The sequence below is a fragment of the Streptomyces sp. P9-A4 genome (assembly GCF_036634195.1).
Taxonomy (GTDB): Bacteria; Actinomycetota; Actinomycetes; order Streptomycetales; family Streptomycetaceae; genus Streptomyces.
The window spans coordinates 5,883,043-5,898,602 of sequence record NZ_JAZIFY010000001.1 but is presented as its reverse complement, the minus strand read 5'-3'; the positions used below and the strand labels follow the sequence as shown (position 1 = coordinate 5,898,602).

Genomic DNA, 15,560 nt, shown 5'->3' with positions numbered 1-15,560 from the left:
GGATGAGGGCGCGCCGCCCAAGGTCCTCGGCGACTGGTGACCGAGGTCCCTGTCCACCGGGGAGGGCCGCCCCTGGAGAAACAAATTGCACCTCGTATGGTTGAAACCAGGACGTCTCGGGATGCCTCCACCCCACTCGCCCATCCGCCCCCACACGGCGAAGGGAGCCCGCCCCATGCACGAAGCCACCCGCCCCACCGTCGGCGGACCGGCCGCCTCCTGGCGTATCGAGCTGCCCCACACGACCGCCGCCGTGCCGATCGCCCGCGCCCTGATCCGTACCGCCCTCACCGACATCGACATCGACCCCGAGTCCGCCGGCCGCCCCGACGGCGACACGGCGGAGCTGCTCACCGCCGAGCTGGTCGCCAACGCCGTCGAGCACACCGCGGGCCGGGGCCCCATCGAGCTGGTCGTCGAGCTGTTCTCGCCGCCCGGCGGCTGCCAGATCGAGGTCCACGACTCCGAGCCCGCCCGCCCCGGTCAGCTCGTCTGCCCCGACCCGGAGACCGAGGTCGACCCCTGGCAGGAGCACGGCCGGGGCCTCCTCCTCATCCGGGCGCTCAGCAGCGACTGCGGACACCGCCCCACCGCGCACGGCAAGGCGGTCTGGTTCACGCTCCCGGGGATCCCGTCGCAGCGCCCTCGCTCGGAGCCGTGACCAGGCGCGAGTGGCGCCGACCGTACAGCGCGTACACCAGCGTGCCGACGACCAGGAATCCCGCGAACTGCACCCAGGTCGTCCAGCCGGTGCCCCAGATCAGATAGAGGCAGAAGCCGATCCCGAGGATCGGGCTGAGCGGGAAGAGCGGCACCCGGAAGGAGCGCGGCAGCTCGGGATCGCGGCGGCGCAGCACCATCACCGCGAGGTTGACGACCGCCATGATGGCGAGCGTGCCGATCGTGGTCAGGCTGACGACCACGTCGAGCGAGGCGAAGGCCGCGGGGACGGCGAAGACGGCGGCCACGATCCAGGTGTTGGCGACCGGGGTCGCGGACTTCGGCGAGACCCGCTCGAAGACCCGGGGCACCAGGCCGTCGCGGGACATCGACATCAGGATGCGGGTCTGCCCGTACATCACCGCGAGGACGACGGACGCGATGGCGACGACCGCGCCGAAGGCGATGATCCCGCCGCCGACGGACGACCCGGTGACCTGGTCGACGACGAGCGAGAGCGCGGCCGGCTGGTCGGCGACGGCGTCGGCGCCGAGGGCCCCGATCGCGGAGAGCGCGACGGCGCAGTACAGCAGGGTGACGATCCCGATGCAGACGAGGATGGCGATCGGGATGTTCCGGCGCGGGTTCTTCACCTCTTCACCGGCCGTGGTGATCGCGTCGAAGCCGATGTACGAGAAGAAGGCCACCGAGGCGCCCGCGGTGATCCCGCCGAGGCCGTCCGTGGCGAACGGCGACAGGTGACCGGCCTGGAAGGCCGAGAAGCCGATGGCGCAGAAGACGATCAGGATGCCGATCTTGAGGATCGCCATGGCGGCGGTCGCCCGCGCGCTCTCCCTGACCCCGCGCACCAGCAGGGTCGCGGCGAGCAGGATGACGACCACGGCCGGCAGGTTGACCACCCCGCCGTCGGCCGGTCCGGCGGAGAGCGCGGTGGGCAGCTGCCAGCCGGTCAGGCTGTCGAGCAGCTCGTTGAGGTACTGGCTCCAGCCGACGGCGACCGCGGAGACGGAGACGCCGTATTCGAGGAGGAGGCACCAGCCGACGAGGAAGGCGGTGCGCTCGCCGAGGCTCGCGTAGGCGAAGGAGTAGGAGGAGCCGGAGACCGGGATCGCGCCGCCCAGCTCCGCGAAGGAGAAGGCGGTGAAGATGCAGGTGATGGCGGCGAGCACGAAGGAGACGACGACCGCGGGGCCCGCCTCGGCGACGCTGTCGGAGAGGCCGACGAAGATGCCGGTGCCGACGATCGCGCCGACGCCGAAGCACACGAGCTGGAAGAGGCCCATGGTGCGCTTGAGGCCGTGGCCTTCGAGGTCGGCGCCGGATTCGGCGAGGAGTTGCTGCGGGGTCTTGATCCGCGAGGTCATGCGGTGGTTCTCGTCTCTGGTCGTGCATGTGTGAGGGGGGTCCGAGCATGTGCGCCCGGACCCCCCTGAATCGTGCGATCGTAAACCGCACTACGCATATTCACCCAATCGGGCGTAATACTATTCGGTCGCCGGACCGGCGAGCGTCGCGACCATGACGGCCTTGATCGTGTGCATCCGGTTCTCCGCCTCGTCGAAGACGACCGAGTGCGCCGACTCGAAGACCTCGTCGGAGACCTCCAGCTCGGTCAGGCCGTGCCGGGCGTGGATGTCCCGGCCGACGGCCGTGCCCAGGTCGTGGAAGGCCGGCAGGCAGTGCAGGAACTTGACGTCCGGGTTCCCGGTGGCGCGCAGCACGTCCATGGTCACGGAGTACGGGCCGAGGGCGGCGATCCGCTCGTCCCACACCTCCTTGGGCTCACCCATGGAGACCCACACGTCGGTGGCGACGAAGTCGGCGCCCCGGACCCCGTCCGCCACGTCCTCGGTGAGGGTGACCGTGGCCCCGCTGGTCTCGGCCAGCTTGCGGGCCCGGTCGACGATCTCCGCGGCCGGCCAGTACGCCTCCGGGGCCACGATCCGCACGTCCATGCCGAGCAGGGCGCCGGTGACCAGGTAGGAGTTGCCCATGTTGAAGCGGGCGTCGCCGAGGTAGGCGAAGGCGATGGTCTCCAGCGGCTTGTCGGTGTGCTCGGTCATGGTGAGCACGTCGGCGAGCATCTGCGTGGGGTGCCAGTCGTCGGTCAGCCCGTTGAAGACGGGGACGCCGGCGAAGGCGGCGAGCTCCTCGACCACGGCCTGGCCGTCGCCCCGGTACTCGATGCCGTCGAACATCCGGCCGAGGACGCGGGCGGTGTCCTTGACCGACTCCTTGTGGCCCATCTGGGAACCGGCGGGGTCCAGATAGGTGGTGGAGGCGCCCTGGTCGGCGGCGGCGACCTCGAAGGCGCAGCGGGTGCGGGTCGAGGTCTTCTCGAAGATCAGGGCGATGTTCCTGCCGCGCAGCCGCTGGACCTCGGCGCCCGCCTTCTTGGCGGCCTTGAGCTCGGCGGAGAGCGCGACCAGGGCGCGGAACTCCTCGGCGGTGAAGTCCAGCTCCTTGAGGAAGTGGCGGCCGATGAGGTCTGTGGCCATGGGACGCGCTCCTGGGGGTACGGGTCGAGGGACGGCGATCGGGGACGTTGGAAGTGTATACACACTTCAACATTTATATACAGCCCCCGCCTGTCCGATGTTCAGGCCGCGTCCCGCTCCACAGGGGACCCCGTCAGGCCGCGTCCCGCTCCACCGGGCAGCTCATGCAGCGCGGGCCGCCCCTCCCCCGGCCCAGCTCGCTGCCCGGGATCTCGATCACCTCGATGCCCTGCTTGCGCAGGTGCGTGTTCGTGGTGACGTTCCGCTCGTACGCGACGACCACCCCGGGCTCCACCGCGAGCACGTTGCACCCGTCGTCCCACTGCTCGCGCTCCGCCGCGTGCACGTCCTGCGTCGCCGTCAGCACCCGGATGTCCTGGAGTCCCAGCGCCGCCGCGATGGCGCTGTGCATCTGCTCCGGCGGGTGGTCGGTCACCCGCAGGGACTGACCCGCGTCCCCCGGTTCGATCGTGTACGAGCGGAGCATCCCGAGCCCCGCGTACTGCGTGAACGTGTCCTTGGCGACCATCGTCATCACCGTGTCCAGGTGCATGAACGCCCGCCGCTTCGGCATGTCCAGCGCGATGATCGTGCGCGCCGAACCGGCCGCGAACATGCCCCGGGCCAGCATCTCCACCGCCTGCGGGGTCGTCCGCTCGCTCATCCCGATCAGCACGGCACCGTTCCCGATGACCAGGACGTCCCCGCCCTCGATGGTCGACGGGTAGTCGGCCTGCCCCTCCGACCAGGTGTGGAACGTGCCCGCCTCGGCGCCCGTGAAGAGGGGATGGTGCTTGTAGATCGCCTCGAAGTGCACGGTCTCGCGCTGCCGGGCGGGCCAGCGCATCGCGTTGATCGAGACGCCGTCGTAGATCCAGGCCGAGGTGTCCCGGGTGAACAGGTGGTTCGGCAGCGGCCCGAGCACGAAGTCGTCCAGGTCCAGCGCGTGGAACCGCACCGAGGTCGGCTCCCGGTGCGCCGCCAGGAACTCCCGCTTCGTCATCCCGCCGACCAGCGCCTCCGCCAGCGCGCCCGCGTCCAGCGAGTCGAACGCGGCCCGGAGGTGGTCGGCGGCGAGCGGACCGTACTCCTTCTCGTCGAAGACCCGGTCGAGGACGAGCGAGCGGGCCGCCGGCACGTCGAGCGACTCGCTGAGCAGGTCGCCGAAGAGGTGGACCTCCACGCCCCGGTCGCGCAGCACGTCCGCGAAACCGTCGTGCTCCTGCCGGGCCCTGCGCACCCACAGCACGTCGTCGAAGAGCAGGGCGTCCTTGTTGGTCGGGGTGAGCCGCTTCAGCTCCAGATCGGGCCGGTGCAGGATGACGCGGCGCAGCCGCCCGGTCTCGGAGTCGACATGGAATCCCATACGTCCATCCTGACGGAGCGGGGCGGCCGGGGCCCGCGTTTCGGGTCGGGTCGGGGGTCGGGTCGGGTCGGGGGTCGGTTCGGTACGGGGGGTCAGGTCAGTACGGCCACCAGGAGGATCGTGATCACCAGGCCGCCGAGGAGAAGCCCGACGCAGTTCAGGAACCGCCGGGTGTAGCCGTTGTCGGGGTCGTCGGAGTCGTTCCGGCCGAACGAACCGTCCGAGCCGGCCCGGTTCGACGCCCCGGACCCGGACCTCGGGCCCGGGGCTCCCGTACGGGGCACCCCGTACGCCTCCTTGAGGAGCGCGAGCCAGACCGTGTCCGGGAGGCCCGGCCGCTCACGGTCCACGATCAGCCAGAAGGTCTCGCGGGCGGACGGCACCGGGCTCGTACGGAGCCGGGAGAGCAGCGCGGCGACCGTGCCGACCGGTGCGTCGCCGGCGCCCAGGAGGGGGCGGACGGCCCAACGGTGCAGCTCGGCCGCGTTGGCCGCGCGGAGCGACGGCGGCGGGTCCGACGGATCGGCGTCCGCGCCCGGCGGCCTGACCGCCCAGAGGTCCCGCCCGAGGACCACCTCGCACAGCTCCCTGCGCAACGGGTGACCCCAGGACGGCAGTCGGCGTGCGACCTCTCCGAGGAGGACGGTGAGGATCTCGTACGCCTGCGCGCGGCGCAGCGCGTCCAGCAGCTCGCGGCTGCCGGCCCGCTCGACGAGAACACGGGCCTCCAGCGCGCCTCGGGCGGTCGGCAGCTTGTGCACGAGCCCGCTCTCGACCTCCCGCTCACGACCCCGCACCCGACTCCGGACCGCACGCCGGCCCGAGGCAGCGGGCCCGGTCCACTGGGGAACGTTCGGGGGGAGGAAGGGGCGGGCGTAGGGGTCGCCGTCGGGGGCGGGGGGCTCGGAGGGGGTGTGGTGGGAGCCCTCGGGCTCGGGGACAACGGGCTCGGGGATCACAGGCTCGGGGGCAACGGGCCGCTCCGGCCCGGCCGGTGCCTCAGACCTGGCCGGAGCCTCAGGCCCGGCCGGTGCCTCAGGCCTGGCCGGAGCCTCAGGCCTGGCCGGAGCCTCAGGCCGCCGAGCGCTGCCCGGTCGGTCCTGCCCGTTCGCGAGCTGCTGCCCATGGGGCGGCGACGGCGACGGGCCGCCGGGCCCCACCCCGCCGCCCGGCCGACCGAGGCCGTCCGTCCACCCCGGGCCGTCCTGCCATCCCGGGCCGTCGTCCCGATCCGAGCCGACCTCGCGGCCCGAGCCGACCGGCGCGGTCCCGTCTGCCGCGCCGGGCTCCCCGTACGGGTCGGGGGTTCGGTCCCGATCGGTCACCCCGCCCCGGCCCGCTGCCCCGTCCCGGTCCGCCGTCTCCAGGCTCTCCGGGCGGAACCACAGGTCCGGGCACTCCCACGGGCCCGTTCCGGTGACGGCTCCGGGGACCCTCGCCTCGACGCCCCCGTCGCCGTCCCGGTCCCAGCCCCGGTCACGGTCCCGGTCGTCGCCGCCCCGCCGCCCCCCGCGCGCCCCCGGCTCCCCCGTACGGGACCCCGAGGTCAGCCACCCCCGTACCGTGCCCTTCCTGCCCCGTACGGGCGGCGGATCCTGGATGGGAAACTCCTCCTCCCAGGTCCCTGAGCCCGGTGCACGCGGGGCTACGGCCCCCGGCGCGGGCCGCGTCCCCGGGCCGCCGCCACCCCGGAGGTCCGGCGCGGGCAGCGTCCCCGGACCGCCGCCGCCACCCCGGGCGTCCAGCGCGTCGAGTGCCCGCGCGGCCGTCTCCAGGAGGGGGCCGCGGCGGGCGGACCCGGCGGTGTGGAGCGCGCTGCCGACCGCGTACTCGTCGCCCTCCCCCGCCACCGCCCCCCGCACGTGGTGGGCGACCAGGCGCGCCGCGATCTCCTCCGCCCGGTCGCCGAAACGCTCGCGCGGGTCGACGCGGCGGCGTTCGGTGTTGCGGCTCGCGGCGCCCGACCAGCGGCCCACGAACACGAAGCGGAGGGCGGGGAGTTCGGCGGTGTCGTGGGTGGCGAAGGTCCACCGGCGGTCGGCGACCTCGCCGAACATGCCGTGGAGTCCCCAGAGGACGAGGCCGGCGCTGTCGCCCCGTTCGTCGAGGACGGTGAAGCGTTCCTCGGGGTGGCGGAGCAACTCGGCGACCGTACCCGTGAGTTCGTCGGTGACGTGCGCCAGGGCCCGGTCGAGTTCGCCCTGTCCTCGGCTGGACGCCCGGACGAGGGCGGCCTCGGGGACGACCGGGAGCGGGCCGCGCACCTCGGCGGCGTTCAGGTCCGCACCCTCCCAGTCCCAGGCGTGCAGCCCGAGGCAGGTGGCGGGCGGGAGCAGCGCGGGCGCGCCGACGAGGGCGTGGCAGAGCACGGAGGTCCCGCCGTCGGCCTCGGTGAACGGGGTGCGCCGGATGAGCATGACGTCGGCGCGCCGCTGGAGTCGTACGAGGGCGGGCCGGGTCTCCTCACCGCTCGCGCGCAGGACGGGGGCGGAGAGCCTGAACAGGGTCTCCGCCTCGTCGCGGGGCCCGGACCAGGCGACCGGCCCGAAGCCGGTGCTGCCGGTGAGGTTCTCGCTGTCCCAGCGGAAGACGATCTGGTCGACCTCGTTCTCCGACCGTGTCATCGGTCGATCCCCTCTCTCGTTCCCGCGGGTTCCGCCCCGGGCAGCAGGCCGCACGCGGCGAAGAGCGACAGCAGCGGCGCGAGGACCCGGCGCGGCCGGGCCCCGTGCGGAAATCGGTCGCCGCGCGCCTGTCCGCCGGTCGCGGCGACGAAGTGCAGGGTGCAGTCGGCGCAGTCGTCGAAGGGCTTGAGCCAGGCGGCGCTGGCGTTCTGGGCCAGGAAGGCGTACGCGTCCCGGCTCTCGGCGTGGAGCGCGGCGGGGTCGTGGCGGCCGGGCAGGGCCCGGCCGAGCCAGCGGTCGACGACGGGCTCGAAGCGGACGAGGTCGCTCTTGTTGAGGGCGAGCGCGGCCGGTGCGGCGACGAGGCCGCCCCGCTGCCGGGGGATGCGGTTGAGCACGGTCGCGAAGGCCTCGTCGCCGAGTTCGCGCCGCCGCAGCCCGCTCTGTTCCCGTACGGGGTCGAGGGAGCGCATCCGCAGCGCGCGCAGGGGGTCGAGGACGAAGACGAAGGCGTCGACGCCCATGAGGAAGCGGCCGACCTCGCTGTCCTGGGCGAGGTCCTCGCCCGCGAGGTCGAAGAAGACGACGGGCCGGGGCGTGGCGCCGCCCGCCGAGACGAGCAGACCGTCCGCGAACCGGGCGAAGGTCTGCTGTCCGGTTCGGCCGAGCTGCCGCCCCTGCTGGAGGCTCTGCACCCGTTCGCGCAGGTAGGTGCGGTGGGCCTCGGGGTTGAGCGGCCGGCACTTCAGTCCGTACGGTTCGAGGCCGCCGAGTTCGACCTCGCCCAGCATCGCGGCGAGGAGGTGCGTCTTGCCGACGGAGGAACTGCCGACGAGGGCGACGGTGAGGGGCTCGCCGTTGGTGAGGTAGGGCACGGGGAGTTCGTGTTCCTCGTCGCCCTCCACCGTGTGGGGGCAGAGGTGGTACGCCTTGCGGAGGGCGTCGGTGCGGTGGCCCGGCCGGTGTTCGGCGCTGAGGTCCAGCGGGATGCGGGTGCCCTTGGCGTCGATGGTGACGAGGAGCCGTTCGTCGTAGGTGACGGGCAACAGGCAGTGCGGGCACATCCGGCTCCGCGCGGGCGAATCCGGTACGGGGGCGGGCGGCGGCGGGGAAGCGGCGGGGCGGGAGGACCGGTCGGGTTCGCCACCGCCGGAGCCACCACCGGCGCCACCACCGGCGCCACCGCCGGAGCCACCGCCGGAGCCACCGCCGCCGAAGATCCGGCCGATGAAGGTGGTACGCGGCGGGCGCGGGTCGGGTAGGGGCGCGGAGGCTCCCTGGGGCGTCCGCACACCATGCCGGTCCGCTCCGGACAGCGCGCGTTTCCTGGCGATCTGGTGGTCGTACTCGGTGCGCCAGCGGTCGAGCGGATCGGCGGGACCGAGCCCGCCGGCGAGCGGATCGGGTACGTGGAGCAGCCTCAACAGCTCCTCCGGATGCGGCCGTTGAGCCGCGTGCGGCGAGAAGAGGCCGCTGTGTTCGAGGGCGGCGAGGCGGCGGAAGTCGGCGAGGTCGCGGGGCGGCCCCTCGCCCCGGTCGGGACGGCCCGCGAGCAGGTAGTACGCGATCTCCGCGACGGACCAAAGGTCGTCGCGCGGGTCGGCGGCACCGCGCCCCGCACGCTGTTCCGGCGACGCCCAGGGGGCGGCGCCGAAGGGGTCGCGCGGCTCTCCGGCGCGCAGCGCCGCGTACGGTTCGCGGAGCCGCACCCGGGTGCCGTCCCACCGGACGGTGTCGGGCGCGATCGCCCGGTGGACGAGATCGAGATCGCCCAGCAGCCGTACGGCCATGGCGAGTTGGCCGATGATCGCCTCCTGGCCCTCGGCGGACAGGCGGCCCGCCCAGTCGGTGAGCGGACGTCCGCCCGGCGGCCGGTACAGCACGAAGGGCTCGGCGGCGGTCAGGTCGAAGCCGACGATCCGGGTGAGGACGGCGCCGAACCTGGCTCCGCCGTAACGGCGTTCGAGGGCGACGGAGGCCGACACCTCGCGCTCAAGCAGCCCGTACGTCCCGGGGTCGCCCTGCGCGGACGAGGCCAGTCGGTACTGGTGGACCGGCACCGCCCCCGTCCCCAGGAACGCCCGGCGCGCCAGGAACCCGGGCCGGTCAGGGGGCCTGCGGTCCTCCCCGTACCGCACGACGAAGCGGACCGGGGCCTCCTGGGGGGTGAGGAACTCCAGCTCCTGGTAGTACGGGTGGGGCGGCGGGTTCGGGGCGGTGAGGTGGTCCGGGTGGTCGGGGCCGAGGGGACGGCCGGTGTGCGGGGGCGGCCCGGCGGCGACCGGCAGGCCCTCGTCGTCCCGGCGCCCTGGGCCGTCCCGTCGGCCCGCGTCGTTCGGCCGGCCCGCGTCGTTCGGCCGGCCCGCGTCGTCGTCGTGGTAGGCGTCGTTCGGCGGGCCCGCGTCGTCCGGGTGGTACGCGTCGTCCGGGTGGTTCTGGTCTGTCACGCTTCTCCCGCCTCCTCGGCGCGGACGGTGTGCACGACGTCCGCGCGCAGGGGTACGAGACGGAGGATTCCGGCGTGGCGTCCCGCGCCGGTCCACACGACGTCCTCGGCGGTGCCCCGCCAGACGTCGTCCCCGGCGGCCCCGCGCCGCATCGCCTCCGGCACGAACCGGACCTGCCGGGCGGCGAGCGGGTCATGGGAGAGCAGCCTGAGGTGCTCGGGGCCGCAGAGCGGGATCGTGTGGCCGGGGTCGTCCTCGGCCAGGAGCAGCCGGGCGACGGCGTCGGGGGCGACCCCGGTGAGCCGGGCGGCGTCGGGCCGGTCGGAGCGGTCGGCGAGGGGGGTGAGGGCGGTGAGCGCGTCGGGGTCGCGCAGGCCCTCGTACCGGGGCGGCGGCGAGGCCGCCACATCGCGCTCCAGGCGGAGGCGGGTCTCGTCCAGGAGTTCCGCGATCCGCCGTTCGTGCGAGGCGGAGGCGCGGGCGCCGGGGTCGCGCTCGATGCCCGCCCAGCACCGGTCGAGGATCAGCAGGGTGCCGGCGACCAGGTCGCCCACGAGCGTGTCGACGAGAAGGGGGCCGCCGTCCCCGTACCGCCGCTCCAGCCACGCGGGCGCGGGGACGGACGACGGCCGCCCGCCGGGATCCGCGGGCTCGGGCCCACGGGCCTCATCGCCCGCGTACGCGTACGGGGACGGCGACGGGTCCGCGAACTCGGCCAGGGACGGACCGGAGGCCCGGCCACGCGGCGACGGCGCCCGGGGTTCCTCGTCCATGTCGGACCAGACGTCGTCGTCCTCGTCGCCGCCGCCCCAGTCCTCCCAACTCCAGGCGGCGGTACGGGTTTCCTCGCCCGGCGGGGCGGAGTCGGAAGCCCGCGGGACCTCACCCGGCGACCGGTCCCGCTCGTACGCCCTTCCGTGTGTGTCCGCCGTCGCCGCGAGGTCGCGGAGCAGCCGGGACACCGCCCCCGCGCCCGCCGAGCAGTGGTGCCGCACCTCGGCGAAGAGCCAGTCGTGCACGGCGGTCGTGACAACCAGCGTCTGGATCTCCCGCAGGACGCGCCACGCCTCCTCGGGGTCCGCCCGCGCCCACCAGTCGTCGACGGCCCGGCTCCAGTCGCGCAGCGCGAGGAGGACGACGGCCGTGAGGGACACGGCGACCGCGAGCGCCCCCGCCCACGCCGGAAGGTCGAGGAACAGGCCGATGCCCGCCCCGAGGAGGCCGCCGAGCAGCCCCCCGAGGAGGCGGGGTGCCGCTCCCGTCGAACCTCCGCCGTCGATCCGCCCGTCCGGCGATCGGTTCGGCCTGCGCCGCAGCATCAGCCGGGCGAGCCCGGCGGCGACCGCGCCCACCGCCGGGCCGAGGACCCAGCCGAGGACCGGCCACACCCCGGCGAGCAGGGCGAGGAGGCCGGTCACCGCGAAGGCCATCGGACGCGATCCGCCGGCCGTGAAGAGATGCCGTTCGTCGAGCCGCCGCAGCCGTTCGGGACCGCAGATCGCGTCGAGCCGGGCCAGCCGGGCGGCGCTGCCGACGGGTGCGGTGCGCGCGGCGAGCGCGGACAGCCGGGCCGCCACCGACCGCAGCGAAAGGCCCTTGCCGATCAGTTCGTGGGTGTGGTCGCGCAGGGCCGGGACGATCCCGGCCCGGGTGATCTCCCGTGGCATCTCGGGCAGTTCGATGCCCCGGTCGCGGAGCAGACCCCGGTGCTCGGCGGTGAGCCGGCTGCCGCCCGCCGCGCCGAAGGCGTCCGCGACGACGGCGCGGAACCGGCCCAGCTCCCGTGTCACCCGCTCGATGTCCATCGGCAGATCGACCGAACCGCCCGCCCGGGTGAGGAGCCCGGCGGCTCCCCGTACCCGCTGGTAGTCGTCGACGGCGTCCCCGACGGCCTCCTCGCACGCGCCGATCGCGGCCCCCGCCCTGCCCTGGGGCGGCAGCCACCGGTGGCCGGCCAGCGAACGCGGCACCCCCTCGTCGAGCAGCAGGGCCAGGGTGCCCGGCACCTGTTCGGCGGAGGGAGTGCCCGCCGGTACGTCCTGGCCGGCCAGCCCTTCCACCGCCTGCCGCCAGGCGCGCGCCCGCGCCTCGTCGGTCAGGTCGTGCTCCAGGACGCGCGCGGCGGGCACGGCCACGCCGTGCCCGACCTGGCCGAGCGCGCGGAGGACGGCGTCGAAGACCTCGGGCGTCGAGAGGACGGCGACGAGCGGGCGCAGTACGGCCTCGCCGGGGACGCCGTTCTCCACGGTGTCGAACAGCCACAGGACGCCGGCGGCGGGCGGGCGCAGGGTGAGGGAGCGGCTCACGGTACGCGCCCCTCGCGCGCCGACGGCCAGACAGACGATGTGGGCGGGCCCGTACGAGGAGAGGCGTTCGTAGAGCCGCTGGTGGGCGACGAGCCGCTCGGCCTCGTCGAGGACGAGGAAGCGGCGCTCGCCGCCGGGCTGCGGGGTGTCCAGGGCCGCCCGGAGCACCGCGTCGGGGTCGTGGGCCCCCGCCGTCCGCAGGTCCAGGCAGACGGCGTGCCCGGGCAGTGGTCGCTCCGGCAGGACGCGCGGGCTCATTCCGCCTCCCCTGCGTAGCCCGGCCCGAACTCCGGCCCGAAGTCCGGTTCGGGCTCCAGCTCCCAGTCGCCCTCGTAGGCGGAGGGCGGCCGGGGCGCGGGTACGGGTGCGGCTGCGGCTGCGGGTGCGGGTGCGGGCCCGTGAGCGGGTCCGGGACCGTCGCCGTTCCCGTAGGCCGTACGCGGATCGGGCACCGTACCGCCGCCGCTGTCTGCCCCGCCCCCGGCCTCACTCCCCTTCCCGCGCGACCCGTGCCGTTCGTACAGGGCCCGCAGCGTGGACCTGGTCGGGCGGGCGGCCCTCGGGAAGCGCATGTCGAGGGCGCCCGGGTAGGTGACCTCCCAGAAGTGGCGCAGCGGGGCGAGCCATTCGCTGTCGGCGTCCCCGTACTCGCCGTATTCGGCGACGAGTTCGTCGATCAGGGCGAGCTGGCGCGGGGCGACCCGCTCCACGAAGTGGGTGAAGAGCGCCGACGGGGGTGCCGGGATCTGGGCGAGCCCCTTCGGCAGGGCCTGCATGAGTCGTTCGCAGAACTGCTCGATGATCTGCCCCTCGTCGAGCAGCGCCCAGCGCTCGTACGCGCGGAGCAGCCCGGCCCAGCTGGAGAGCGAGCCGTCGAAGCCCTCCAGGCGCAGCGACATGGTCGCGGACTCGCCGTCCTGGAGCCGGATGCGGACGACATGGGGCGACTCGGCGGGGCCCTCGGCGTCGATGTGGCCGTTCCAGAGGGCGCAGAGCAGCCGGTGCAGGATGCGCTGGCGGTCGTGTTCGGTGGAGACCAGCCAGTCGTCCTGGTAGCCGAGGCGCTGGCGCCAGTGCAGGAAGTCGTCCTCGCCACCCGCGTCGCGGGCCTCGGACCAGAGACTGAGGACGCTGCGGACCTCGGAGATGTCGGTGAGGTTCATACCGCTGCGGAAGAAGACGACGGTGATGGAGTCGGTGTCGCCGGCCCGGCTCTCCGGGGTGACGCGGGCGGGCAGATTGAGTTCCTGTTCGAGGAAGTCACGCGCCCTGCCGTCGGATTCGCTCGCCGGGTGCACGATGAGGATCTTGAGCGGGCCGCTGCCGTCGGGGACGAAGCCCACCGGGATCAGTCCGGCGAGACGGGCCCGGAACTGGTCGAGCCAGCGCGGGTCGACCTTCGCCTCGGCGGTCTCGTCGCCCGAGGCGGCGCGCAGGAGCAGTTCCATGGAAGGCAGCAGGGGGCGGGCGAAGACATCGTCGTTGGCCTCGCCGAAGAGCCGCTTGACCCGTCGCTCGACGACCTGCTTGATCTCCTTCACGGCCGCCCCCGACGAGCGGCGGACCGCGTCGAGGGCCCGCCGCCAGTCCTCGGGTCCGACGAGCCGGCCGAGGAGGGCGGCGGCGTCGGCGGACTCGGGCAGGCCCAGGGACTGGGCGAGCCGGTCGACGACGTCGTCGTAGAAGGCGCGCAGGGTGTTCTGCGGGGGCAGCAGATAGGCGATGCCGGCGCGGTCGTCGCGGTAGAGGTCGCGGCGGCGTTCGGCGAAGGCCTTCGCCTCGTCGTGCTCGTGGACGCGGAGCGCCTTGGCGAGTTCGGAGACCTCGGCGGAGACCCGGTTGAGGGAGGGCCGCCACTGGGCCTCGCCGGCCTGCCAGCCGCGGTGCCAGAGGGTCCGGGCCCGCCACTGGTACCAGGCCTCCTGGGCGGCGAGCGCGTCCTGCACGTCGGGGTCGCTCCACCGGGCCGGTACGACTCCGCCGACGCTGCCCCGGACGGCGGGGATGGCGGGCGCGGAGGTCTGGACGTTCGGGGGCCGTTCGGGTTCGTTGCGCCGGTTGTCGAGCATGCCGCTGAAGCCCTCCCTGGCCACCCGGTCGGGGTGTCCCGCAAGTCCGGCGAGGACGACCTCGACCTGGAACGGGTCCATCTGACCCAGGAGTTCGCGTACCCCGGCGCTCGGCCTGAAGTCCTCGGCGAGGCGCGGGACTTCGCGGGCGAGGCTGCCGTCGAGGCGGCGCAGGGCCTCCTCCATGTCCCCGAGCCGGTTGCGCAGCTCCTGGGTGATCTTCCCCTTGCCCCGGGGAAGTTGCTCGGGGGCGGGGACGTCCGGCGCCTCCCGGCTCCAGAGCCGTCCGACGCCGGAGCGGGTGAACAGGTCGCGTACGTGGTTCTGCCCCTCCCGGTCGGGCCGCCGGGCGCGCTCGGACATGCCGCGCACCGCCTGGGCGAGCAGCCGGGCCGCGACGATCTCGGCGAGGTCGTCGACGGGCACGGTGAGGGAGGCGGCGAGGCTGGTGGACATGCCCCGGTAGCCGATGCCGGTACGGGCCGGGGTCGAGCGTTCGACGCTCTTGTTGATGAAGCTCGCGGCGAAGGACTGGTAGTCCTCCTCGACACGGGTCGCCGAACCGTTGTCGTCGCCGAGGTCGGTGCCGATCAGCGACATCACCATGGCGGCGATGGAGCGGCGCAGGTCGTCGCTGCCGATGACGGCCGGCTTGGAGAAGAGGAAGGCGGTCTGCATGGTGGCGGGGCGCAGCGCGACGACCCCGTCACCGGGGTACGTGACGCTGAGCCGGCCCCGGTCCTCGACGTCGCCGACCTGGTCGAGGGCGTCGGGGACGTTCTGGTCGTCGACGAGCCGGGAGAGGTCCACGAGGGCGCGGGCGGAGTTGAGTTCGGCCTCGCGTCCGCCGCCGGCCTCGGGCGGGAAGGCGGAGGGCATGACGACGAGCGGGTAGATCTTCACGCCGGGGACGCGGGCGTTGCGGAACTCGTGGCCGATGAGGTGGATGAAGTCGTAGAAGATGCCGGCGCCGGTGCCGCCCGCGACGGAGAAGGCGACGAACACGTCGCAGCCCCTGATCCGGCCGCCGCCGACCCGCCGGAGGTCGCCCGCCGCCTGGCCGATGGCCCCGATCGCCTCGCGGAGCTGCCGCAGGACGGGTTCGAGCCCGGAGCGCACGGTCGCGAAGAGCGCGGCGCGCCCGACGGTCGGCAGCTGTCCGGCGCCGTTGTTGAGGGGGGCGACGCGCGGCTGGCGGGCCTGCGGCGGCAGCCAGAGCCGGGTCTCCTCGGGGACGGAGACCCGCAGCATGCGGGTCACCTCGGGCGAGGAGTCGAAGTCGGTGGGCAGCAGGTCGCGGACGATCCGGGAGGTCCTGGCGAAGGCGGCGGCCTCGGCTCCCTTCGCCTTGAACTGCGGCTGGCTGACGATCTCGCCCTCGCTGAAGTCGGCGTAGACGAACTGGAGGCAGTCGGGCAGCTGGAAGGGCAGCCGGCGACCGCCGTCGACCAGGTCGGTGCCGTCGGGTCCGCACAGCTCCCGGCGCAGGCTGCGCTCGAGTTCGCTGCCGATCCGCCCGCCGGTGCCGCCGAGTCCGACGAAGAGCATGGGCTGGTAGATCTTCATGTC

General features: G+C 74.2%; 8 protein-coding genes. 1 reads left to right on the top strand and 7 read right to left on the bottom strand.

Annotated elements, in window-relative coordinates; all coding sequences use genetic code 11:
• Positions 1 to 175 precede the first annotated feature (175 nt).
• On the top strand, positions 176 to 661 hold the full coding sequence (locus V4Y03_RS26535) for an ATP-binding protein (protein WP_317877341.1): 486 nt from the start codon (positions 176 to 178) through the stop codon (positions 659 to 661).
• On the opposite strand, the gene V4Y03_RS26530 is transcribed toward V4Y03_RS26535, so the two are convergent.
• The 7 genes from V4Y03_RS26530 to V4Y03_RS26500 all read right to left on the bottom strand — a co-directional run bounded on the left by V4Y03_RS26530 (position 615) and on the right by V4Y03_RS26500 (position 15,557).
• Positions 615 to 2,045 (bottom strand): amino acid permease, encoded by a 1,431-nt coding sequence (locus V4Y03_RS26530; RefSeq protein ID WP_317877342.1) that lies wholly within the window; start codon positions 2,043 to 2,045, stop codon positions 615 to 617. The genes V4Y03_RS26535 and V4Y03_RS26530 overlap by 47 nt on opposite strands.
• A 120-nt stretch (positions 2,046 to 2,165) precedes the next feature.
• Positions 2,166 to 3,179 (bottom strand): ornithine carbamoyltransferase, encoded by a 1,014-nt coding sequence (gene argF / locus V4Y03_RS26525; protein WP_332436510.1) that lies wholly within the window; start codon positions 3,177 to 3,179, stop codon positions 2,166 to 2,168.
• Between the two features lie 133 nt (positions 3,180 to 3,312).
• Positions 3,313 to 4,545, bottom strand: a complete 1,233-nt coding sequence (locus tag V4Y03_RS26520) for an arginine deiminase (RefSeq protein WP_332436509.1) — start codon at positions 4,543 to 4,545, stop codon at positions 3,313 to 3,315.
• Positions 4,546 to 4,637: 92 nt separating this feature from the next.
• Positions 4,638 to 7,169, bottom strand: coding sequence for a hypothetical protein (locus V4Y03_RS26515; protein WP_332436508.1), 2,532 nt, complete (start codon positions 7,167 to 7,169; stop codon positions 4,638 to 4,640).
• Entirely contained in the window at positions 7,166 to 9,616 is a 2,451-nt protein-coding gene (locus V4Y03_RS26510; protein ID WP_332436507.1) for a hypothetical protein, read from the bottom strand. Before V4Y03_RS26510 ends, V4Y03_RS26515 begins: the two co-directional genes overlap by 4 nt.
• A complete protein-coding gene (locus tag V4Y03_RS26505) occupies positions 9,613 to 12,180 on the bottom strand; it encodes a hypothetical protein (RefSeq protein ID WP_332436506.1) in 2,568 nt (855 codons plus the stop codon). The genes V4Y03_RS26510 and V4Y03_RS26505 overlap by 4 nt, the downstream gene beginning before the upstream one ends.
• The gene (locus V4Y03_RS26500; RefSeq protein WP_332436505.1) at positions 12,177 to 15,557 is read right to left on the bottom strand and encodes a tubulin-like doman-containing protein; all 3,381 of its coding nucleotides are present in this window, start codon (positions 15,555 to 15,557) and stop codon (positions 12,177 to 12,179) included. The genes V4Y03_RS26505 and V4Y03_RS26500 overlap by 4 nt, the downstream gene beginning before the upstream one ends.
• Between the last annotated feature and the right edge of the window lie 3 nt (positions 15,558 to 15,560).

Coding starts and splice junctions, on each gene's coding strand:
- V4Y03_RS26535 (WP_317877341.1), top strand. CDS start 176: ATGCACGAAGCCACCCGCCCCACCGTCGGCGGACCGGCCGCCTCCTGG.
- V4Y03_RS26500 (WP_332436505.1), bottom strand. CDS start 15,557: ATGAAGATCTACCAGCCCATGCTCTTCGTCGGACTCGGCGGCACCGGC.
- V4Y03_RS26530 (WP_317877342.1), bottom strand. CDS start 2,045: ATGACCTCGCGGATCAAGACCCCGCAGCAACTCCTCGCCGAATCCGGC.
- V4Y03_RS26520 (WP_332436509.1), bottom strand. CDS start 4,545: ATGGGATTCCATGTCGACTCCGAGACCGGGCGGCTGCGCCGCGTCATC.
- argF (WP_332436510.1), bottom strand. CDS start 3,179: ATGGCCACAGACCTCATCGGCCGCCACTTCCTCAAGGAGCTGGACTTC.
- V4Y03_RS26515 (WP_332436508.1), bottom strand. CDS start 7,169: ATGACACGGTCGGAGAACGAGGTCGACCAGATCGTCTTCCGCTGGGAC.
- V4Y03_RS26505 (WP_332436506.1), bottom strand. CDS start 12,180: ATGAGCCCGCGCGTCCTGCCGGAGCGACCACTGCCCGGGCACGCCGTC.